Below are 21389 nucleotides of genomic sequence, written 5' to 3' on the forward strand. Positions count from 1 at the left end.
GCAACGGGCGTAGGTCAGCGGCTGCTGCGCCGGCGCCCGAACGCTGCGCCCGGCCCCAGCGCCGGGCGAGGATCGCAACTCGTTCAGCCCTGCCGGGCGGCGTTGTGTCCGGTCTTGCTGCGCCCGGCCCCAGCGCCGGGCGAGGATCGCAACCCCGATCAGGGTGAGCGCATCCAACGCCACCCCGAGGGCTGCGCCCGGCCCCAGCGCCGGGCGAGGATCGCAACCGGACGTTGCAATCCGCACCCGCCGGAATGGGGGTGCGCTGCGCCCGGCCCCAGCGCCGGGCGAGGATCGCAACTCCATGAGGTCTCCTAGGGTGAGGGTGTGCCTGGGTCGCTGCGCCCGGCCCCAGCGCCGGGCGAGGATCGCAACTCTCTGGTCTGGCGCTCCGCTGCTTCCTTGCCGGGATGCTGCGCCCGGCCCCAGCGCCGGGCGAGGATCGCAACCGTAGGAAGCATTACCGATGAGCCTCACCGCCCCGCCGCTGCGCCCGGCCCTTGCGCCGGGCGAGGATCGCAACACGATGGGGAGCGCGTGCCGGGCGACGCCGGCTGCCAGCTGCGCCCGGCCCCAGCGCCGGGCGAGGATCGCAACAGCTACCAGTCGTACACCCCGGACACCGCCGTGGTGGGCTGCGCCCGGCCCCCGGCGCCGGGCGAGGATCGCAACGCGTACGCCCGCACCAGCAGGTACAGGTCCGCGGCGAGCTGCGCCCGGCCCCAGCGCCGGGCGAGGATCGCAACCTCGAGCCCAAGGCCACCGCAAGGCCAGTGTTGAGCAGAGGCTTCAGGTGCCTGTGCCGGTCTGCTCGCGAGCGCGGAGGCGGTGCTGCACGTTGAGTGGGACTCACGAACACGACTGCATGCCGACGGGCGTCTGCCGCCGCCAATTTCGCCGTCGACTTCCCGGCAGAGCAGACCGATTGATCGCGACGCATCGGCAACCTCGGCCTGAGCGACGGCGATGGCGAAGTCGCTGTCAGGGACGTCGATCGGTCAGGACTCGAGTTTCACTGTGGCGTACGGCTCCCATACGTACATGCCCGAGTCGCGGTTGAGGATGATGAGCTGGCATGAGTTGATTTCGGCGCTCGCGTTCAGGTCTGGGGCGGATGCCAGGGCTTCGACAAGTGGAGCGGCCGGGCCTTCTGTGTTGGTGTAGGCGAGGCTGAGGTGGGGGTTGTACGGCTCGGCTGGTTCGGGCACTCGATCGCTTCCCCAGACGTCCGCGATGGCTGCGCGGATCGCGGTACGGAGTTGGCGTACCGGTTCGACCGGGTCGACGGCGATTTGAATGGATTCGGGGTCGACGTGGGGGGCGCCGATGGTGAGCTTGAAGGGAGCGAGCTGGGCGCTTCGGGTTCGTGCGGCGGCCACGATGGCGTCGATGTCTTCGGGCGCGACGTCTTGGACGAAGCCGATGCCTTGCATGGTGAGGTGAAGCCACTGGTTCGGGATGACATCGAGGCTTGGTTGCTGTGACAGTAGGGCCCGGTATTGGTCGGTGAGGTGTTCGATTTCGGGTTGACCGTCGAAGGTGATGTGCCATGTGTAGAAGCGGGAACCAATGCCCCAGCCGGGCCGCCAATACCAGTGATTGCGGATGTGGGTAGCGTGCGGAACTGCCATGGTCGCTCCGGGTTGTCAGGGGAGTTGATGGGCGGCGCCGGTGGCGCAGAAGTCGGTGATCGCTGCTTGGAGGCGGCGGGCCTCGGTGCTCGCGCGCAGCGACGGGGTGCTGGCCATGGTGCGGCCCAGGTCGCGCAGGCGATGGACGAGCGGATCGAGTCGCTGCTCGGGCGGCAGGGTGAGAACGGGAGAGAGCATTGAGATGGCGCCATCGAGGCTGTTGGCGTTGAGATGCGCCGAGGCGGCCCAGATGCGGATTTGGGCGAGCGTGCCGTAGGCGACTGAGGGATCCGCGGCCGCTTCCGCGAGAGCGTGATCCGCGTGTTCGATGGCGTTGGCGGCCTCACCGATGCGTAGCAGCACCGCTCCGGCGTAGTTGTGCTGGCGCACGACACTGCAGGCGAGTAGCCCGCCTACCGAGTCGTTGCCGGCGTCCTGGCGGGCTTCCTCGGCCCGGCGCAGCGCCTGTCTAGCAGGTTCGGCGGCGCCGATCTCCGCCCATGCGTCCGCTTCCTGGCAGGCGAGCATGACCGCTGCGGTTCCTTCGATGGCGTGGCTAAAGCCGCGTGCGGCGGCGTTGGCAGCGTCCTCGAAGCGCCGTTCCCACAGGTGGATCTTGCTGATGGTGGACAGGACCCAGGCCCGGAGGGTGTTGTCGCGGACCATCTCGGCGCACATCCACGCTGTGCGTGCCTGGGATTCCGCCGCGGCGGGGTGGCCGAGGTCGCCGGCCATCCAGGCGAGTAATGCGCAGAGGTATCCAGCCCAGGTGTACAGGTCTCGCGCTTGGTCGGGGTTCTGGCGGCCGGTTTGGAGTAGCTGGAACACGCGATCGGCGAGTAGCCCTGCCCGGGCGTAGACCACCACCGGTGGCTCGGTCAGGTAGTCGAGGGCGATCCTGCGGGTAGAGGCAGCGATATCGTCTAGGGTGAATGGTCCGACGTTGGAGGCCTGTGCCCAGGCGCCAAAGCTGGCTGTGCGTTCCGCCACGGTTATTACCAACTCCGTCTCGTCCAGCAGTGCTCCGAGGTCCCACCGAAGCGGTTCTGTCATGTTGTTCCTAGGCGGGATTGGCTGGGCTGCTGTTGTTCTATTTGACAGAGGGCTCGTATTGGCGCTGCCGAGAATCCTGCGGTCGGACTCAGGCATCGCGGCCAGGTCTTCTAGGTCGACGAGGGAGTTGGGTTCGGTCCCGAAGAGTTGGGCCAGCGCGTTCAAGGCGGCCAAGGTCGGACGACGGCCGCCGAATGGCCACCGCTCGTAGTCACTGATCCGCGCCCCGGTGAACGACGCTGAACCGTTCCCGCTGTTATTTAGACGCTCCGCTACCGCCTCCTGTGTCCACCCATGGGCCTGTCGGAAGGCGTCTCGAGGCCGCAGCCCGAACCTTCGCTGTAGCTCAGCAGCGATGGTTGCCGGAGTTGCTCCGAAGCCAGCCAGCGTCTGACGTACGTGATCGCGCTGCGCCTTGGTGCCAGTTGTCCTTGCCGTCGCGGTCACCCCCTACGTGTGGCCCTCCGTCGCACGGTAACGCCCCTGTCGTCGGAACCGGTACGGATGGCGGCGAGACGGCCGGCGTCGCAGCGGGTAGTTGCCGGCCAAAAGATCACCGTATATGCAGGTCAATGCGGGTGTGTGAGTGGGGGAAAATCTCGCCACCGCTGGGAATCCATTGGTGTGGATGCGCTTGTCATGCTTCCTCTGCCGGATCACTCCCGGTCCGGAAGTAGTCACCCGATGGATGCATCTGTGACTGCGGAAGCGATGCCGGATGGCTGCTGCCGTCAACTCCTTCGCGTTGACCGTGCGGTAGGCGGCTACGGCCGCCGCCACGCTCTCGGCGGCCACGGCGGTGCGTTCATGGCGACAACTCTCACCCTCGTGAGGAGTCCTGGTGACGACCTTTGATGACTTGGCCCAGTACGGCTACCGGCAGGAACTGGCCCGGAAGCTGCGGTTCCGGGATCTGTTGGCCTACGGCCTGGTGTACATGGTGCCGATCGCGCCGATGGCGATCTTCGGCAGCGTGTACGCCGGCTCCGGCGGCATGGTCGCCTTGGCCTACGCCATCGGTGTCGTGGCGTTGGTGTTCACGGCGCTTTCGTACGCGCAGATGGTCCGAGCCTTTCCGATGTCGGGCAGCGTCTACAACTACGCCGGCCGTGGCATCAGCCCGCCGGTCGGGTTCCTCGCCGGCTGGGTGATCCTGCTCGACTACGTGCTCGTGCCGGGGCTGCTGTACTTGGTGGCGTCGGTGGCGATGCACGCCACCGTGCCCGCGGTGCCGGTGTGGCTGTGGCTGTTGCGCTTCGTCGCGGTCAACTCGGTCGTCAACTCGGTCGGCATCCGGATGACCGCGGTGGTCACTCGGGTGATGCTGGTCGGCGAGTTGATCGTTCTGGCGGTCTTTCTCGCCGTCGCCGGCTGGGCGATCGCTTCCGGGAAAGGCCGGTTCAGCTGGGAGCCGTTCTACAACCCCTGGCACCTTCACGTGGTCGGTGGTGGCGGGGGCGGTATCGGTCGCCGTGCTCAGCTTCCTGGGCTTCGACGGGATCAGCATGCTGGCCGAGGAGGCCAAGGGTGGCGCCCGGCAGATCGGCCGTGCCATGGCCGCCGTCCTGCTCCTTGCGGGGGTGTTGTTCATCGGGCAGACGTGGCTGGCCGCGATGCTCGTCCCCAACCCGTCCGGGCTGCTGGTAGACGGTGACCCGAATGGCACCGCCTTCTACGACGCCGCCCAAGCCGCCGGCGGGAGCTGGCTGGCAACCCTGTGTGCGGTGGCCACCGCGGTCGCGTGGGGCCTGCCGAACTCGATGGTCGCCCAAGTCGCCACCAGCCGCCTGTTGTATGCGATGGCCCGCGACCGGCAGCTCCCCGCCTTTCTGGCGAAGGTGTCGATCCGCTGGAACGTGCCGATTAACGCAACCCTGCTCACCGGCGCCGTGTCCCTCGCCCTCGGCCTGTATATGGCCGCTCGGGCGGAGGGGATCACCCTGTTGTCGTCGCTGATCAACTTCGGGGCGATGGTCGCTTTTCTAGTCCTGCACGTTTCCGTGGTTGTGCACCACCTCATCCGCAGTCGCAGCGGGAACTGGTGGGCGCATTTGGTGATGCCCGCGGTTGGCTTCGCGATCTTGGCCTATGTGGTGGTCAACGCCAACATCGCCGCCCAGCGTTTGGGCCTGGCCTGGCTCGCCCTTGGCGTGATCGTCCTCGCCGGCCTGTACCTGTCGGGCCGCCGGCCGGTGCTGTCCGGTCTGGCTCCTGTGCAGCCGCAGCAGCGGCGTGACGTGGAGAGGGTGTGACCAGCATGGAGAAGATCACTTACCGCCCGGCGCGGGACGAGCTGGCCTACACCTTCGGCGGACGGATGCCGGTCGGGCACCTGCGGTCGGGGGACGTGCTTGAGGTGTTCACGGAGGATTGCTTCGGCGGGCTTGTGTGCGGGCCGGCGGATCTGCCGTCGCAGGTGTGTCGCATGTCGTACCTCAACCCCGTTTCGGGCCCGTTCTTTATCGAGGACGCCGAGCCCGGCGACACCCTCGCCATCCACGTCGCCTCGATCGTTCCGGCACGGGACTGGGGTGTGTCGTCCACGTTTCCGCACTTCGGCGCCCTCACCTCTACCTCCCACACGGCGAGCTTGCAGCCGCCGCTTGAGGAGCGGGTGTGGGTGTACGGCATCGACCGCCATGCCGGGATCGTGCGGTTCGAGGCCACCGAGACCGACCACACCGTCGACCTGCCGCTGGAGCCGATGATGGGCACCATCGGGGTCGCCCCCGGCGGGATGGAGGCCCGCTCCACGATCGTCCCGGACACCCACGGCGGGAACCTCGACACCCCGCAACTCCGGGCTGGCGCCACCCTGTATCTCGGCGTCCGGGTGCATGGGGCGATGCTCGCACTCGGCGACGGACACGCTCGCCAAGGCGAAGGCGAAGCCTGCGGTGTCGGCGTGGAGATCGCCACCACCACGACCCTCGCCATCGAGGTGATCAAGGGTGTGCCGACGGTGTGGCCGCGCCTGGAAACCGACACGGCGATGATGTCTATCGGCTGCGCCCGCCCGCTGGAGGACGCCTACCGCATCGCCCACCACGACCTCGTCGGCTGGGTCGAGTCCCTGACCGGCCTGGAGACCCTGGACGCCTACCAACTCGTCTCCCAGGCGGGGCGGGCGCCGATCGGCAACGTCTGCGACCCCAACTACACCGTCCTCGCCGCGGTCGACAAAGCCCTGCTTCCCGCGCCCGCACAGGCCTATGGCGAGGTGCACCGCCGGCTGCGGCACCTCGGCGCCGAGCCGGGTGGGGGAGTGGCGCGATGAATGTTCCTCGACTGCCACTGCGCGACGAACTGTTCCTGCTCGGACACGACGACGACACCGGCCACCCCCATATCCACCGCCAGGCACTGGCACTCGGTCTGGCCGGCGCGGTCCTTATCGACCTGTTCCTCGCCGGACGGATCACCCTCGACCCCCAGACCGACAGCCACCCGAACGGCGAGCGGTGGCTACGCCTGCACACCGACCGCCCGGTCGGCGACCTGATCAGCGACACCGCGATCGCCGCCATCCGCCACGGCCGCACCGCCCCACCCGTGAAGGCATTCCTGCGTACGTTTTCCGGGGACCTGTACGAGCGCACCCGCGCCGGACTCGTCGCCGCCGGCATCCTCCGCCACAGCACCCGGCGCCGTTTCGGTGGGCTCGCCCACACCGACACCTACCTCGCCACCGACAGCAAATGGTCGGTCGTCGCCCGCGCCCGCCTGCGGTACCTCGCACACGGCCGTGAGCAACCCGACCACCACACCGCCGCACTCGCCGGTTTCGTCGCCACCCTCGGCCTCACCGAGCACCTCTACCTCCACGACGACACCACCACCCTCACCGAACGGCTGAAAACGATCGCGGAGCAGCACCACCGGTCGGTGCGCGACATCACCATCACCGTTGACGCCGCAGTCGGTGACCTTGCCACCGCCGCCTACCGATGAGCGCGACATGGAGAGCTGTCTGATGAATCCTGCTGTGCGTATCCGTCCTGCTCGCTGGACGGACAAGGATGCGGTCGCCGCGCTGATCGCTGACGCCCTACACCCTCGCCCGCTCGCCGCCTGGCTCGTGCCCGACCCTGCGCAGCGGCGCCAGGTGCTGACCGACGTCGTGGGGATCTGGGTGGAGCATTCGCTGTTCTTCGGCGACATCCACCTCACCGACGACTACACCGCCACCACTGTCGGCTTCCACCGCTACCGGCCCATTCCTCCACCAGCCAACTACCGCACCCGATTGGCCGAGGCTGCCGGACCACATGCCGACCGGTTCGATCTGCTGGACGCGCTCCTGGCCGAGAAACAGCCAACCGAGCCGCACTATCACCTCGCGTTCCTCGCCGTCTGTCCTGACGCCCAGAACGCCGGCCGTGGCACCGCGCTGCTGACACACCACCGCAGCCGCCTCGACCGCATCGACCTGCCCGCCTGGGCCACCGTCCCCATAGGCGGGGAGGATCTGCTCGCCCGCTACGGCTACACACCCCGACCAGCGATCGCCCTGCCCGGCGGCCCGACCCTGCACCCGATGCGCCGCAACGCCCGCCGTGACAGCGGCAGCGCCATGCCGATCAACCTGGCCCGCCCCGTCGACAACCGCGGGCAGGGTTTCCATGTCTAGCCCTGGCGCTCTCATCACCGGACACGCCGGTCCCGCGATCGATCACCGAAAGGCCGGGACATTCCTCCGACATTCGCCTTCCGCCGACAGCGACCGCTCCGAGACTCCCGCCGACGCCATGGTCATGAACCAAGACCCACGGCGTGGTGACAACCTCCTGGCCCACGAGCGGCTAATTCTCTCCCCAGCCAGCCTCGCTGGACCAGTTCTCCACAACCCCACCGGCCAGACCAAAGGGCTATGCGGGACGTCAGTCCGACAGCCCCGACCCGAAGGATTTCGATGACATCGCAGGTTGACGGCGCCACCACCTTCCGCCACACCATGGTGACCAAGCTGCGAGAGGAAGGTCTCATCACCAGCGACAGCGTCGCTGCGGCGATGAACGCGGTGCCCCGGCACGACTTCGCCCCGGGCGAACCGCTGGAGAAGGTGTACCAGACTGACACCACCCTGGTGCCGAAGATCGATGCTCAGGGGCGTCAGACCAGTGTGGTCTCGGCCTCGCACATTCAGGCCATCCAGCTCGAACAGGCCGAGGTGTGGCCGGGCATGAACGTGCTGGAGATCGGCTCGGGCGGATACAACGCCGCCCTGATCGCGGAGATCGTCGGGCCGACCGGTTCGGTGACGACCGTGGACATCGACGCCGACGTCGTGAACCGTGCCCGAGCGGGTCTGCGCCGGGCCGGGTACGAGCAGGTCAACATCGTGCATGCAGACGCCGAGCACGGCGTCGCGCAGCATGCGCCGTATGACCGGATCATCGTTACGGTCGGGGCGTGGGACATCCCGCCCGCCTGGCTCGATCAGCTCACTCCGGACGGCCGGATCGGCGTTCCGCTGCGCTTCGCCGGGATCACCCGCCTGGTCGCCTTCGACCGCGCCCCCGGCAGGTCGGTGCTGACGGCCAGCAACTACCGGCTCGGCTCGTTCGTGCCGATGCAGGGCGACGGCGCCGCCAGCGAGCAGCTGATCCCGGTCACCCCCGACGTCGGGCTGCGCCTCGATCAGAACAGCGCTCTCACGTTCGACGTGCCGGCGCTGCGCAAGGCGCTCAACACCAAGCCCGTGGAGAGCTGGTCGGGCACGCCGTTCGACATGCCGGACGAGCTCGAGCTGTACCTGCTGACCAGCGGGCCGGAACTGCCGATGCTGCACGCCGCGCAGGCCGCGGTCGACCAGGGCGTAGCTAACCGCACGGTACGCAACGGCACCCCGGCGCTCGTGCGCGGCGGCAGCTTCGCCTATCGCATCAAGCGGGAAAGTCCGCAAACGGTCAGCGGTTACGAGACCGGTGTCATCGCCCACGGGCCGGAAGCCGAGCAGGTCGGTGCCGAGTTGCTCAGCATGATCCGCACCTGGGCGGACTGCTACTACCGGCGCGGCGCTGCCCGCATCACCTACCACCCGAACACCGACGACACGAGCGGCCTGACCGGGTGGCACACCACCAAGCGACACGGCGTCCTCGCCGTCGCCTGGTCCTAGAAGACTTCGGCGCTCACCTCAGCGACCCACACCCGGGGGAGCGTCGGGGAACCCCTATCACCCCAACAAGGGAGGTTGTCATGGCACAGCTCGCCACGATCCAGCCCGACGTCGAGGGCGGCACCCTCGACGACTTCGATCTCGACATCGAGTTCATCGAGGCCGGTGGCACCGTCGAGCACATCATCAAGATGACCGAGGACAACTGCGGCGGCACCTGCGCGTCTGCCTGCACCAGCTGCTGACAAGCCGCATCCGCTGGTGGCCCGCTCTGATAGCCAGCCCGGTCCACGTGGGCAGACCGTAAGGCGAGCCATCGACATCGGTCCAGGAGCGCCCGGTCCGGAGAGACCTGCTCTCGAAGGTCGGGCACTCCTCACCCGCAACAGATGATCACGCCCGTGGGAGGCTGGTATGTATCGCTGCGTGAATGAGGCCTTGCTGCTTCGGGCAGCCCTGCTTCGCCCCGGTCAGCTCGGCGTATGGCCTGACCTGACCAGCAGCGACGCAGCGGCCAGTTGGCGACCGTGGCTCACCGAGGCGTTGACGATTCCGGGGTTCGCGGCAGCGGTGGCCCACGCGTCACCGGACCTCACCGAGCGGGCCACCGCTGCCATCAACGGCGGCCTGTCGGATGCCGACGCCCGCCGGGTGGTGCTCGCGGTCATGCGCTACTCGCTGCGCGCCACGACCCGTGCCACACCGTACGGGTTGTTCGCGGGCGTCGCTGCCGCCACCGTGGGCCGCACCGGACGCATCCGCTGGGGCACCGCTCATCGCCCTGTCGCTCGTCTCCAGGCACCCTGGCTGGCCGCCGTCCTGGATGGCCTGGAATCCGACCCGCGGCTTCGTCCGCATGTGATGGTGCGCGCCAACAACCTGCTGGTCGAGCGCAGCGGAAAGGTGGTGCTGGAGTACCGGCCTGCCATGACCGACCCCTACGGCGCGCCCACGCATCTGCGCATCAAAGCCAACGACATGATCCGCGCAGCCCTGGCGCTGGCGGCCGAGCCGATCCGGTGGACCGACCTCACCGGCAAGCTGACGGCCGAATGTGAGGCGCCGCAGGAAGGCGCGGAGCGGCTGATCGGCCAGATGGTGACCCAGCGGTTGCTGTTGACCAGCCTGCGCCCGCCGTCGACCGCGACCGACCCCCTGACGCGCCTCGTAAATCAATTGGAGACCGTTGCAGCCGACGGCGGCGACGTGGGCGAGCTCCTTGATCCACTGCGTCGCGTTCGCGATCTCAAAGCCCTACATGACCGCGCGCCGGACGAAGCCACACGTGTCGCCTGCCGTCGGGACCTCGGCAAAGCCGCCGCCGCGATCCATCACGCCGGGCAGGTGGTCGGGGTCGATCTGCGACTGGACTGCGACCTCGTGGTGCCGACGACAGTGACGACAGAGGCGTGCCGCGCCGCCGCCGCGCTGACCCGCCTCGCCCGGCCGGCATCGGCGGCGTGGCGGGACTGGCACGAACGTTTCTTGAACCGGTACGGCCTGCGCGCCCTCGTCCCGCTCCTGGATGCGATCGATCCCCAGGTGGGCCTTGGCTACCCGGACGGCTTTACCGGCGAGCCAACCGATGCCTCGGCCGTGTTGACCGACAGAGACCAGGGGCTGCTTGCCTTGGCGCAGCGTGCCGCCCTGCGCCGTGAACACGAGGTCGTCCTCGACGACCCGATGCTGGAAAGGCTGGCCGGCGCTGCGCCGACCGAGATCGCTCCGACCGCCGAGCTCACCGTGCGCGTGCACGCCGGCTCCATCCAGGCCGTCGCGTGCGGCGACTTTCAGCTGTCGGTCGTACGGGCGTCCCCGCGAGCCTTCTCCACCGCAGGCCGTTTTCTTGACTTGTTCGGCGACACCGAGCGACATCGGATGGCCTCCCGGGCTACCGACAGCCCAGCAGCCAACGGCGAAGCGTTGCTGGCCCAGCTGTCTGCGGTCACCCGCTACACCATCAGCCTGGACGTCAACCGCGCCCCTCAGGTGCTGCCGCATCTGATCCCCGTCGGCGAGTACCACGCCCCGTCGCAGGCCGCGATCGGCTTGGAGGACATCGCGGTGACCGCCGACGCGCACCGCCTGTACCTGGTGTCGATCTCCCGCCAGCGGGCGCTACAACCGATCGCGGTCAACGCGGTCGAGCCGATCCGCCACGCCCACCCACTCGCCCGCTTCCTGGCCGAAGCACCCGTCGGCCTCGCCACCCCATGCACACCGGTGGAGTGGGGGCCCGCGGCCAAGGGCTTGCCGTTCCTGCCCGCGCTGCGGTACGGCCGGACCCTCCTGAGCCCCGCGCGCTGGCACCTGACCGCCGCCGAACTGCCCGACCGGACAACCGGCTGGCAGCAGTGGAACCAGGCCCTGTCCGTCTGGCTCGAGGCCACCGGCTGCCCTGCCGTCGTCTCGCTCGGTATCGGCGACCAGACCCTCGGCCTCGACCTGAATGAACCCGCTCACCGCGCGCTGCTACGCGACCACCTGACCCGCAACCCCACCGCACTGCTGCGCGTCATCCCCAAAGGCGACGACTGGATCGGCGGGCACCCGCACGAGATCGTCATCCCGTTGACCGCCACCACCGCGAGACCACCAGCGCCCCGCCTCACCAGCCCCCTGGTCGACGTCCGTACCCACCGCAGCCTGCCCGGCGGCGACCACCACTACCTGAGGATCTACGCCCGGCCCGAGGAAGAGACCATCATCCTTACCGCCCACCTGCCTCGGCTTGTCGGGCAACTCCCGCCTGCGGGCAGGTGGTGGTTCCTGCGCCACGCCGACCCCGAGCCGCACCTGCGGCTGCGCATCAACGGCCTGCCCATCGAAGCCGTCACCGGCTGGACACGAGAGCTGACCGACGCCGACCTGACCCGGCGAGTCCAATGGGACACCGACTTCGGCGAGCCCGGACGCTTCGGCAGTCCGGCCGGGTACCAGGCGACAACAGCCGTGTTCGCGGCGGACTCAGCAGCCGCGCTCGCCCAGCTGGCCGTCACCACGCGACGGTCCGCCCTGGGCTGGCATGCGTTGACCGCCGCGAGCATGGTCAACCTCGTCACGGCCGTCATCGGCGACCCACACGACGCCCTGCGATGGCTGATAGCCCATACCCGCCCGCACCGGCCAGCACCTCCAAGAACCGTCTACGACCAAGCCATCCGCCTCGCCAACCCGTACCACCCCACCGCTGTGGCGTCCCTGCCCGACGGCAAAAACCTGACGGACCGCTGGGCCCAACGCCGTCGCACCGTGGCCGCCTGGCGCGACAGCCTGCCCACTATTAGCACCATCCCGCCGGCCGAGCTGCTGCCCGACCTGCTGCACCTGCACCACGTCCGCGTCGCCGGACTCGACCTCGACAGCGAACGAGCCTGCCTGCACCTCGCCCGCGCCGCCGCACTGAGCTGGACGACAAGGAGCATCCCGTGACAACCCCAACCCTCACCACCAACCATCTGGACCTGCTCGCGGCGGTCTGCGCCAGCCCCGCCATCGTCGGCCCGTCACCGGACGGGCGGACCCGGCCGCAATCGCTGGCCGGGGGCGCAGTGGGCATTGCCCTGCTGCACATCGAGCGGGCCATCTCCGGACACGGCGACGAAGCCCCCGCCCACCACTGGATACGCGCCGCAGCCAGCGAGCCGGTTAGCATCGGCCGCAACGCCGACCCCTTCCACGGCGCCCCCGCGCTGGCGTTCATGCTGCACACCGCCCGTCCCTTGAGCGGCTATCAGCGCGCCTTCGCCAAGCTCAACGACGCCACGATCACACTCACACGTCAACGGCTGGCCGCGGCCCATGCCCGCATCGTCCGCCGCGACCCGCTGACGATGTACGAGTTCGACCTCGTCCACGGGCTGACCGGGCTCGGGCTCTACCACCTGCACTCCCATCCCGATCACCCCGTCAGCCACGACCTGGTCGGCTATCTCGCCCGCATCACCCAACCCCTCGGCGACAAAGCAGCTCAACCGCCGTGGTGGCTGCCCTCCGGGCTCGCCGGCACACCACACCCCGACTTCCCCCACGGCCACGGCAACATCGGCATGGCTCACGGCATCAGCGCCGTCATCGCCCTCCTGGCCTACGCCATCCTTCACGGCCACGACACCCCCGCAGCCCGCGACGCCCTCGCCGCCCTCTGCGACTGGACCGACCACCACCGCTACGACGACCCGACCGGAACATGGTGGCCCGGCTACATCACCCCCGACACCACCCCACGGCGGCACCGGCCCTCCTGGTGCTACGGCACCCCTGGCACCGCCCGCGCCCAACAACTCGCCGGGCTCGCTCTGCACGACGAAGCCCGCCAGCAACGGGCAGAGGATGCGATGCTCGCCGTACTAAGCGACACCACCCAGCGCAGCCGACTTCCCGAGATCGGACTGTGTCACGGCAAAGCTGGACTCCTCCAGTCCGCCTGCCGCGTGGCCACCACCAGCAACGATCCGCACCGCTCGGCCCAGCTCACCGCCGAGCTACCTGGCCTTGCCGCAGAGCTCGCCAGGCAGCTCGCCGCCGAAACCCACAGCGACGCAGAGTTGATGGATGGCGTGGCCGGAGCCGCGCTCGCCCTCCACACCGCCGCCTCCGGCACCTCGGCCACCGGCTGGGACGCCTTCCTCGCCCTCACCTGAACGAGGAAACGGGCTGATGACGGCAGCCGAATGGCGGCAGACCACGATCGCCTTTCCTGATCCCCACACCGCAGAGCAAGCAGCCAGGACACATCTCGCGCCGATCCTGGCCGAAGCCGAGGCCCGCCACCTCATCACCACCTGGTTCTACGTACGCAAAGGCAACTGGCGGCTGCGCTACCTCCCCGCCTCCGACGAGGCCGACCGATACCTGAGTAGCCAGATGGCCCGCCTGCAGCACGACCGGCGCCTCAGCGCCGCCGTCCCCGGCATCTACGAGCCCGAGACCCACGCCTTCGGCGGCCCCGACGCCATGGACACCGCCCACCATCTGTGGCACCACGACAGCCGCCACCTACTCACCCACAGCACCAACCACACATTTGCCCGCCAACGCGAACTGTCGATCATGCTCTCGGCGGCGATGATGCGAGCGGCGGGCCTCGACTGGTACGAACAAGGCGACGTATGGGCACGCGTCACCGACCACCGAGACCCGCCCGAACCCGCTCGTTTCGATGCCCTGCGCAATGCCGTGAGAAGGCTTCTCACGGTGGACCCGGCCAGCCTCACCCGACAAGGAGCACCGCTAGCCGGCTGCCACAACACCTTGTTCGAGGCTTACATGTCCGCCGGTGACATCCTCTGCCGGCTCAACCAGGCTGGGCAGTTGCATCGCGGCCTGCGAGCCACCCTCGCACACCACGTAATCTTCACGTGGAACCGGCGCGGTATCCCCGGTCTACACCAGGCGGCCCTCGCTACCGCCGCGAAGACCATCATCTTTGGCCCCGACCCCGCGTTCCACCCGCTCACCCCTGGCGGTGACTCATGGACCCGGCCGTTGCCCGCAGATTCCCGCTGATCGCCCGAACCCGGCCCGTCTGCACACCCCTGCCCAAGCGCATCGTCGACCTTCAGGAACGCGCCGATCTCGCCGAGGTCAGCGGTGACGTGGCCGCCGCGACCGCGGTGTTCAACCTCGCCGCGCTCCTGGCATCCGACTGCGGCATGCCCGACCTCGCGCGCACCTGGTGCCACCGACTCGCCACCCTCGCGATCGCCCACGGCAGCGACCCCCAGCACGCACTCGAACCCATCGTGAACCTCGCCCGCCTCCACATCCGCGCGGGCGACGGCCCCACCGCCTGGTCCCTGCTGGAAACCCTCTTCCAGGCCATCAACACCCGCACCGACATCATGATCGACGGCCTCACCATCCCCGTCGCCCGCCTCACCGATACACCCGGCGCCCACACCAAGACACGAACCTGGCTATGGACCGTCCTGCTCGGCGCCGGCGCCCACGCACTCGCCATCGCCGGCCGATGGGACGAAGCCAGCCACCGCCTCACCCAATACAACGGCATCGGCGCACGCATGCTCGACGGCAGGCAAATCACCATCATCGCCCACGCCACAGCAGGCCGCCACCGCCAGGCACGCGCGATGTTCGATGCCACCCAACCCGGCGAACCATGGGAGAACGGCGTCACCGCCTGCCTACGCTTGCTGACGGCAGGCCCCGATTTTATGGAGGAGCAGGCGGGCAGGGCGTTGACTGCGTACTGGGCCCTCGGACCCGCCAAGCCCGGACTCACCGTCTTCCACACCCGGCTCGGCTTCACCCTGCTAGACGCCCTCGGCAAAAATTACCCACCGGCCGAGCAGATCGCCGTCGAACTGATCCAACACGCCGCTGGTGACGGGTACGTTGCACGCGATCTGCTGACTCACCCCACCTGCCTCGCCGCCGCCCGCCATGAACAGGTCGATCAGCTCGAGGCGCTCGTATCAGCATGCGGTTTGGACGCAGGCACCCTGCCGGCGGCGCACCTGAAAGCCCTTCTCCGCACGCTCGACATCGCCGAATCGGTCATAGCGCGAACACCGTTCGTTTGACAGACCCCATCCACCTCGCCGTCATCAACGAGTGGCTGTGACCGACTTCGACACAGGCCCGGCTGTAACGCCGGCCCGGTTGGCGCCATGAGTAGTAGTGAGGTGGGAGGCCGGAGGAGGTCGGGTGAGCGCAGAGCTAGAGGAGCATGCCGCGTTTGAGCGGGTGTTCGAATCGAGCTACCACCTGGTGCTGCGCTACTGCTACCGGCGGACGGGGGACATGGAGCGCGCCCGGGAGCTGACTCAGGAGACCTTCGTCGTTGCGTGGCGTCGCCGTCAGGACGCGCCAGGTCAGACGGTGCCGTGGCTGTACGGGATCGCCCGCCGGGTCCTGGCTGATCATTGGCGGGCGGGGCGGGCGAGGCCTGTCACTGTGCCGCTGGCAGAAATGCCCGACGTGGGCGAGGTCGACGGGGCGTTCGAGGCGATCGGGCTGGTGCAGGACTTACGTCGCGCGTTCCGTTCGTTGTCGGAGTCTGACCGTGAGGTGCTGCGTCTCGTGACGTGGGAAAACCTGGATTTGGCGGGAGTGGCTCGGGTCCTCGGCTGCCGGCGACCGGCAGCGGCCGTCCGGTTGTTCCGGGCGCGGCAACGTCTGGCCCGTCTGCTCGACTCTCCGGTCACGTCGGTGTCGTCGGCGGCGACAGCAGTGGTGCGCGGAGGAGGTGCGCGATGAGCGTCGACGAGTTGTTGAAGGCTCTGGACCCGGCGCGGGAGGTGCGGCAGTGGCCCTCGGCTTCGCGTCTGGATTGGGCAACGCTAGCCAGTGGACCTGCCCCTGCAACGGGAGCGAGATCGTCACGATGGAGGCGTCGGGCGTTGGTCGGCGCGGTGGTGACCAGCGCCGCTGCGGTGGCCGGTGGCCTGATCATCGTGCAGGTCACCGGCCCGTCGGCGCCGGTGTACGCGGCAACCCCGCCACCGCTGCAACTGCAGTACGCGGACGCCGCCCCGCCGGCCCGTGACGAGTTACTTCGGTTGGCGGCGGCCATCGAGTCAACACCGGCCGGAGCGCGGCCAACAGGCCGTTTCAGCTTTGTGCGGGTCGGCCAGTGGTCGCTGGACTTTTCCTCCGGCAGAGGCCGTACCGAGGTTGGGATGGTGCCGCAGCTCATCTCGACCTGGCGGGCCGCCGACGGATCAGGCAAAGTCGCGACGGTCACCCTGGACCGCGCCGGTGTGGCCGACGCGCCTGACGTCCAGGGCCTGGTTGATGCTGCGGCCCGCGGTGAGGCGGAGGTTGACGCCTACGCGCCTGGACAAATGGGAGCGGTGGTCGCCGAACCTGTCCCCACTGACGTTGACGCCCTCGAGCGCGCCCTGTACGCCCACCAACCACGTAGCAATGGACCACAGTCAGCAGTCCGCGCCGTCGCGGACCTGTACCGCAACAACACGGTCGACCAAGATGTCCGGGTCGCTGCGCTGCGGTTCCTCGCCCGCGCCGACGGCGTTTTTCTGCGTGGCACGGTCACCGACCGGCTCGGCCGCCCGGGCCTCGGAGTGAGCGTGGACGACCCAGACAAAGGCACCCGCGACCTGCTGGTCATCGACCGGCGCACCGGCCTGCTCCTGGCGCACGAGTCGATGTTCCTACGACGGCCCGAACAGCTTCCGGTGAAGATCCCTGCTGTGTTCGGTTACGTCCTCTACCTCGACCAAGACCGGCGTGACAACACATCGTGATGCCGACATGGAGCGTCTTCGTCAATCACAGGGTCAAGACGTCGCCTCCGCCCCAGTAGTTCAGGTCGCCCTCATGTCTGGGCAGGCCCGACATAACGGTATACCGCCGGGCTAGTCTCCGCCTCGTCGTGGACGTATTGGTGCTCGATCGGCTGACTGGGATTGTCGGCGGTGCCGAGGTAGAAGCCTGCCTGGAGAAGCCGCACGACCTGAGGCAGGTTGGCTGTTTCGTCGACCTCGACCGGGGCGAGGCGGCCGTCGACCGGGCCCCCGAGGAACCAGACCTCCACTGCGGGCATCATCGGCCTCCCACCGTGGCGCTGATCGCGGTCATCAGCCCCGCGATCGCGGTGATGAGGCTCGCGACCGCGCTGATCACGCCAGCCACCCGAACAGACGGTTCCAGACGGGCCGGCCGCCCCGCTCGACGTGCCCCTCGCGCGCCACGCTTGGGCATGCCCGTACCTCCGAGCGGGTGGGACGCCCCGGTGACGCCTCACGGGTACCTCATCAACAACCGCGGCGAGCGCGCCACTTGTGAGGCATGTCTGTGGATAACTCGTCGGCCGTGGATAACGCGGCCGCTGCCGCGCATCTGTAGTAGTGGCAGCCGAGCCGAGCCTGTGGAGCCGCAGGAGCGCCTACGTACCGCCGTGACCGGCAACCTTGGCTCCCTGGATCGGATTGATAACAATCGACCTGCGGATGCACGTCGCGGGAGGGGGACGGATGGAACCGTGGAGCCTGGAACGGATGGACGAGTGGTTGAACTGGATTCACCGGCATCACGACGAGTTCGACTACCGGTACATCTACTTCGCCTATCTCGCGGCGCGCGTCCCCGAGCCGCGCCACGGCGAGATCACCATGACAGTCAATTCCGACGGCAGCTGTCTGCTTCGAGCGGGAAGCCACGATCGGGGGCTCTTCTTGGCGGGTGACCGTGAGCGCGTGCGGTTCGTCGAGCGCTTGGAACGGCGGTACTGCGGTGACCGGTACCCGAGTATGCGGGCGTGGGAAGCGGCTCAGCATGAGGACTTCCTCGAGGAAGTCCAGTGGCGGTTCGGCTCGGCGTCTCGCTGATCAGACATGGGCGCGGGGTTCGGCTGTCTGTGTGCGATCGGGAGATGACGTGAATGTGATCCTCATGTTTGACTATGTCTATGCAAGCGGGGGAGACGCGGCTAGCGATCGACTGCGGAACGAGCAGTACCAAGGCGCTCCTGGTTTGGCCTGACGGCACCTCGACGCCGCTGTCCTTCGACGGCGTGCCCTACCTATCCAGCGCCGTCTACGTCTCGAACGATGGCGAGGTGTGGACGGGACAGCAGGCCCGGCAGGCTGGTGTCGCCGCGCCGAGCCGGCTTATCCCGAGTCCCCGCCGTCCGGTCGACGACGATGTCACCGTCGATGGGACGGCGGTGAACGCGCTGGATATGGCGGCGGCACCACTACGCAGGGCCGCGGCGGAGGCCGAGCGGGTCGCCAGGGCCTCGGTGCGGGATGTCCGCCTGGTCGTGCCGGCCGGGTGGGGGCCGAAGCGGCGGACCTGGTTGCGGCAGGTCGCGCACCGGGCCGGTCTGCCACAGCCGCGTCTGGTGGAGGCGCCGGTCGCCGTCGCGGAGCATCTCCTGGCCATCGGTGTGCAGCTGCCCGTGGGGGCGTTCATCGTCGTGTGTGACATCGGCGGGGCCGCGGAGGTGACGGTGCTGCGCCGCGGCCCTTCTGGCTTCGAGGTCCTCGCGACCCTCGCTGAACCTGCCGCTGGTGGCGTCGCCGTCGATCAGCGGCTCGTCGGCGCCCTGCTGGGAGATGTGAACGTGGCCGGCGGTGACGCGGGGAGCGGGTTGATGATGGAGAGCGTCCGCGCGGCGAAGGAAGCGTTGGGCGTCCATCCGGCCGTCACGGTGCCTCTTCCCGATCGGCCGCCGGTCATCGCGAACAGTGCCATGCTCGAGGACGCGGCCCGCTTCGTCTTGCAGCGGGTGGCGCAGCTGACCCAGGAGGCCGTCGCCGCTGCCGAGCTGACCGTCGGCGACCTCGCGGGCCTGTACTGCGTCGGGGGTAGCGCCTACCTGCCGCACTTGGACAAGGCCATCGCCGAGCAGACCGGCATCACCCCTGTGATTCCTTTCGAGCCCGGATTGGCTGCTGTGCGGGGCGCCGCGGACGCCGGCGCCGCCGTCCCGGGCTCGTTCGGGGCGGTGGAGGTGCCGGTGCCGCCGGTGCGGCGGGCCGTCGCGATCGCTGTGCCCGGCTTCGCGTCGTTGGCGCTGATCTGGCAGTGCCTCATGACCGCGGAGCGGAACAATGTGCTGACGGTGCATTACTGGGTAGACCTGAACTGGGGCGAGTTCACGATGGCGGCCGTGTTCGCGCTGCTGGCGTGTCTCGCTGCGGGAACCGTCCTGGGGTCTCTGATCGCCGCCCGCAGCCCCACACCCGGTACCCGAACCGAGGGTGGCAGGGTCAGCACCGGGATCCTCGCGGCGGTGTCCCTCGGCGCCGCGATCGCCGGTCTCTACGCGGTGGTCAGCAGCCAGTTTTTCAGCCAGCCCCTCGACCGGTTCCTGAGCTGGGCGCTGTGGCCGATCATGCCGATCGTTGTGCTCGCCGTAGCGATGGCGATCGTCGCCGCTCGGCAGTGGCGCGCCCCGCACGGCGGCTGGTCGGCGTTGCTGGCCGCGCCGACCGGCTCGATCGTCACCGCCGCGCTCGGCATGTTGCTGGTCCAGTACTCGCTGACCGCTTATCGGTGGCCGGACACGGCTCTGTTGATCGACGTCGCCGGCCGGCTTGGTGGGCTGCTGATCGGCGTCGGGGTGGTCATGGCGCTGGTGCAGCCGCTGATGTTCCGGCTCGTCCTCTCTGCTCCCCTCGTCGTGATCTCGGCAGCGATCGTCGGCCCTCGTTCCACCGGAATCCTTGGCGTCATCTACGCCCTCGCCGTCGCGGTGTGGTGGGCGGCCCGCTTGTGGAGCCGGGTCATCCGCCCCGCCCAACCCGCACCGGGTGAGGCACGGGTACTCGCGACCGGCGTCATGCCCCCGGATGGGGGTGGATGAGGTGCGGCGGCCGCGACGGCTGATGTCGCTGCTGTTCGTCCTCGCGCTACTGGCCGGCCCTCCGCTGCTGCTGCTGTCACTGGTCGGCCCACCCGCACCCGGCTGGCCGACCGCGGAGCAACTGCGAGTATGGGTAGAGCAGCCCCTCACCGAGCAGACCCTCACGATCGCGTTGACCATCACGGCCTGGCTGGTGTGGCTCGCACTCGCCTACACGGTCACCATCCGGGTCCTGACCCGCCTCCGCGCGACCGTGGCCTGGCTGAGGCACCTGCCCCTGCCGACACCCCTACAGGCCACCGCCACGGGGATGGCCGGAGCGGCTGTTCTGGGAATCAGCGCCAACGCGGTGACCGCATCACCGCCGCAACCACCACATCCGGTGCCCGCGGGCAGCCTCGACGCGAACGGCGACACCATCGTCCCGGGTCACGACGGCATGGCTTTCCCCGACGACGGGATCGTCGTGTCCGGTGGTTGGCTTCCCCGGGACGTCGCCGAGCAGGTCAGCGCCGCGGCAGCCCTGGTCTGGCTACGCCGACGCCGCGCCTACCGGCCACGCCCACCCGCCCAACCAGGCCGCAAGGACGAGGACCTGGCCCCGCTGCCCGCGACCGCGGCTGCGGTGCAAGCCGCCCTCGCCGAGCATCCCTCACCGGCTGCCGCCGATCCTGCCCCTGCTGAGCAGCCCGCGGACGGGCTGTTGACCGGAGGTGTCACTCTTCCGGTCGCAGGGATCGGGCTCACCGGACCGGGCGCCCTGCCCGCCGGGCGAGGTCTACTGGTCACCACCCTCTTGGCCCGGCAGCATCACCCGACGCTGCCGCTGGTCATCACCCGGACTGCGCTGACCATGCTGCTCGGCGCTGCCGCCGAGACCCTCGGCCGCCGTCTGCCGGGCCTGGAGGTCGTCGAAAGCGCCGCCGAGGCAGCGCGGAACCTCCAACGCAGCACCGCCGGTCGCGCCGGCGGGGCACGAGACGACACCGAGCGGCACAGCAATGGGTCAACCAACCCCACGCACCCCACCACGACCCTGATCGTCGAGAGCGCTGCGACAGCAGCCGATGTGCAAGGTATGACGGTCCCGAACGCTGCCGACGCCGGCAGCATGGTCGTGCTGGGCCGATGGCCGGACGGTCAGACATGGCAGGTCGACCCGGAGGGCCACACGCACGACACGCAGCGCCCCGAACAGCCCGGTCCACGAATGTGCGTCCTGAACCCGGTGGCGGCTACTGACCTGCTCATCGTGATCGCCCACGCCGACCCACCACCGCTCGAGGCC

Annotated in this window: 16 protein-coding genes, 2 pseudogenes and 1 CRISPR repeat array (1 of these 19 running past the window's edge); of the genes and pseudogenes, 15 read left to right on the forward strand and 3 right to left on the reverse strand. The window is 68.9% G+C overall.

The window, feature by feature from the left end; genetic code table 11:
* Positions 1 to 746: a CRISPR direct-repeat array (repeat unit 37 nt; unit sequence GCTGCGCCCGGCCCCAGCGCCGGGCGAGGATCGCAAC) (it extends 405 nt beyond the left edge of the window).
* A 252-nt stretch (positions 747 to 998) separates the two neighbouring features.
* Together E1211_RS09675 and E1211_RS09680 are read right to left on the reverse strand one after the other, a co-directional pair.
* Positions 999 to 1631: a 2'-5' RNA ligase family protein gene (locus E1211_RS09675; protein ID WP_132347590.1), complete on the reverse strand. Its 633-nt coding sequence runs from the start codon at positions 1629 to 1631 to the stop codon at positions 999 to 1001.
* Between the two features lie 15 nt (positions 1632 to 1646).
* Positions 1647 to 3131 carry a helix-turn-helix domain-containing protein gene (locus E1211_RS09680; RefSeq protein WP_132347592.1) on the reverse strand — a complete coding sequence of 495 codons (1485 nt, stop codon included), beginning with the start codon at positions 3129 to 3131 and terminating at the stop codon, positions 1647 to 1649.
* Between the two features lie 394 nt (positions 3132 to 3525).
* On the opposite strand from E1211_RS09680, the pseudogene E1211_RS09685 reads away from it, so the two are divergent.
* The 12 genes and pseudogenes from E1211_RS09685 to E1211_RS09740 all read left to right on the forward strand — a co-directional run bounded on the left by E1211_RS09685 (position 3526) and on the right by E1211_RS09740 (position 17036).
* Positions 3526 to 4936, forward strand: a pseudogene (locus E1211_RS09685) (APC family permease).
* On the forward strand, positions 4933 to 5961 hold the full coding sequence (locus E1211_RS09690) for an acetamidase/formamidase family protein (RefSeq protein ID WP_132347594.1): 1029 nt from the start codon (positions 4933 to 4935) through the stop codon (positions 5959 to 5961). Before E1211_RS09685 ends, E1211_RS09690 begins: the two are co-directional and overlap by 4 nt.
* Positions 5958 to 6635, forward strand: coding sequence for a GPP34 family phosphoprotein (locus E1211_RS09695; protein ID WP_132347596.1), 678 nt, complete (start codon positions 5958 to 5960; stop codon positions 6633 to 6635). The genes E1211_RS09690 and E1211_RS09695 overlap by 4 nt, the downstream gene beginning before the upstream one ends.
* Positions 6607 to 7314: a GNAT family N-acetyltransferase gene (locus E1211_RS09700; protein WP_243709465.1), complete on the forward strand. Its 708-nt coding sequence runs from the start codon at positions 6607 to 6609 to the stop codon at positions 7312 to 7314. The genes E1211_RS09695 and E1211_RS09700 overlap by 29 nt, the downstream gene beginning before the upstream one ends.
* A gap of 282 nt (positions 7315 to 7596) precedes the next feature.
* On the forward strand, positions 7597 to 8805 hold the full coding sequence (fxlM, locus tag E1211_RS09705; RefSeq protein WP_165947216.1) for a methyltransferase, FxLD system: 1209 nt from the start codon (positions 7597 to 7599) through the stop codon (positions 8803 to 8805).
* A gap of 80 nt (positions 8806 to 8885) precedes the next feature.
* Positions 8886 to 9050: an FxLD family lanthipeptide gene (locus tag E1211_RS09710; RefSeq protein ID WP_132347600.1), complete on the forward strand. Its 165-nt coding sequence runs from the start codon at positions 8886 to 8888 to the stop codon at positions 9048 to 9050.
* Between the two features lie 181 nt (positions 9051 to 9231).
* On the forward strand, positions 9232 to 12237 hold the full coding sequence (locus tag E1211_RS09715) for a lantibiotic dehydratase (protein WP_165947217.1): 3006 nt from the start codon (positions 9232 to 9234) through the stop codon (positions 12235 to 12237).
* Complete coding sequence (locus E1211_RS09720) at positions 12234 to 13448, forward strand: lanthionine synthetase C family protein (RefSeq protein ID WP_132347604.1); 1215 nt, start codon at positions 12234 to 12236, stop codon at positions 13446 to 13448. Before E1211_RS09715 ends, E1211_RS09720 begins: the two co-directional genes overlap by 4 nt.
* A 16-nt stretch (positions 13449 to 13464) precedes the next feature.
* Positions 13465 to 14313, forward strand: a complete 849-nt coding sequence (locus tag E1211_RS09725) for a thiopeptide-type bacteriocin biosynthesis protein (protein ID WP_132347606.1) — start codon at positions 13465 to 13467, stop codon at positions 14311 to 14313.
* A complete protein-coding gene (locus E1211_RS09730) occupies positions 14280 to 15350 on the forward strand; it encodes a hypothetical protein (protein WP_132347608.1) in 1071 nt (356 codons plus the stop codon). The genes E1211_RS09725 and E1211_RS09730 overlap by 34 nt, the downstream gene beginning before the upstream one ends.
* 124 nt (positions 15351 to 15474) lie before the next feature.
* Positions 15475 to 16026, forward strand: a complete 552-nt coding sequence (locus E1211_RS09735; protein WP_132347610.1) for an RNA polymerase sigma factor — start codon at positions 15475 to 15477, stop codon at positions 16024 to 16026.
* Positions 16023 to 17036: a CU044_5270 family protein gene (locus E1211_RS09740; protein WP_207915316.1), complete on the forward strand. Its 1014-nt coding sequence runs from the start codon at positions 16023 to 16025 to the stop codon at positions 17034 to 17036. Before E1211_RS09735 ends, E1211_RS09740 begins: the two co-directional genes overlap by 4 nt.
* Before the next feature lie 71 nt (positions 17037 to 17107).
* Here E1211_RS09740 and E1211_RS09745 read toward each other — a convergent pair whose 3' ends face one another.
* Positions 17108 to 17326: a hypothetical protein gene (locus E1211_RS09745; RefSeq protein ID WP_132347614.1), complete on the reverse strand. Its 219-nt coding sequence runs from the start codon at positions 17324 to 17326 to the stop codon at positions 17108 to 17110.
* Positions 17327 to 17789: 463 nt separating this feature from the next.
* Between E1211_RS09745 and E1211_RS09750 the strand changes: the two genes are divergently transcribed.
* The 3 genes and pseudogenes from E1211_RS09750 to E1211_RS09760 form a co-directional block, all read left to right on the forward strand.
* Positions 17790 to 18119 carry a hypothetical protein gene (locus tag E1211_RS09750; protein WP_132347616.1) on the forward strand — a complete coding sequence of 110 codons (330 nt, stop codon included), beginning with the start codon at positions 17790 to 17792 and terminating at the stop codon, positions 18117 to 18119.
* Between the two features lie 80 nt (positions 18120 to 18199).
* Positions 18200 to 20101 (forward strand): Hsp70 family protein, encoded by a 1902-nt coding sequence (locus E1211_RS09755; RefSeq protein WP_132347618.1) that lies wholly within the window; start codon positions 18200 to 18202, stop codon positions 20099 to 20101.
* A 1-nt stretch (position 20102) separates the two neighbouring features.
* A pseudogene (locus E1211_RS09760) lies at positions 20103 to 21389 on the forward strand (hypothetical protein); the annotation flags it as partial.

The sequence above is a fragment of the Micromonospora sp. 15K316 genome (assembly GCF_004348525.1).
GTDB lineage: Bacteria > Actinomycetota > Actinomycetes > Mycobacteriales > Micromonosporaceae > Micromonospora.

Excerpts from the sequence above, each read along its gene's own strand:
- E1211_RS09750 (WP_132347616.1), top strand. The coding sequence starts at position 17,790 with ATGGACGAGTGGTTGAACTGGATTCACCGGCATCACGACGAGTTCGAC.
- E1211_RS09740 (WP_207915316.1), top strand. The coding sequence starts at position 16,023 with ATGAGCGTCGACGAGTTGTTGAAGGCTCTGGACCCGGCGCGGGAGGTG.
- fxlM (WP_165947216.1), top strand. The coding sequence starts at position 7,597 with ATGACATCGCAGGTTGACGGCGCCACCACCTTCCGCCACACCATGGTG.
- E1211_RS09695 (WP_132347596.1), top strand. The coding sequence starts at position 5,958 with ATGAATGTTCCTCGACTGCCACTGCGCGACGAACTGTTCCTGCTCGGA.
- E1211_RS09675 (WP_132347590.1), bottom strand. The coding sequence starts at position 1,631 with ATGGCAGTTCCGCACGCTACCCACATCCGCAATCACTGGTATTGGCGG.
- E1211_RS09755 (WP_132347618.1), top strand. The coding sequence starts at position 18,200 with ATGCAAGCGGGGGAGACGCGGCTAGCGATCGACTGCGGAACGAGCAGT.
- E1211_RS09725 (WP_132347606.1), top strand. The coding sequence starts at position 13,465 with ATGACGGCAGCCGAATGGCGGCAGACCACGATCGCCTTTCCTGATCCC.
- E1211_RS09710 (WP_132347600.1), top strand. The coding sequence starts at position 8,886 with ATGGCACAGCTCGCCACGATCCAGCCCGACGTCGAGGGCGGCACCCTC.
- E1211_RS09730 (WP_132347608.1), top strand. The coding sequence starts at position 14,280 with ATGGACCCGGCCGTTGCCCGCAGATTCCCGCTGATCGCCCGAACCCGG.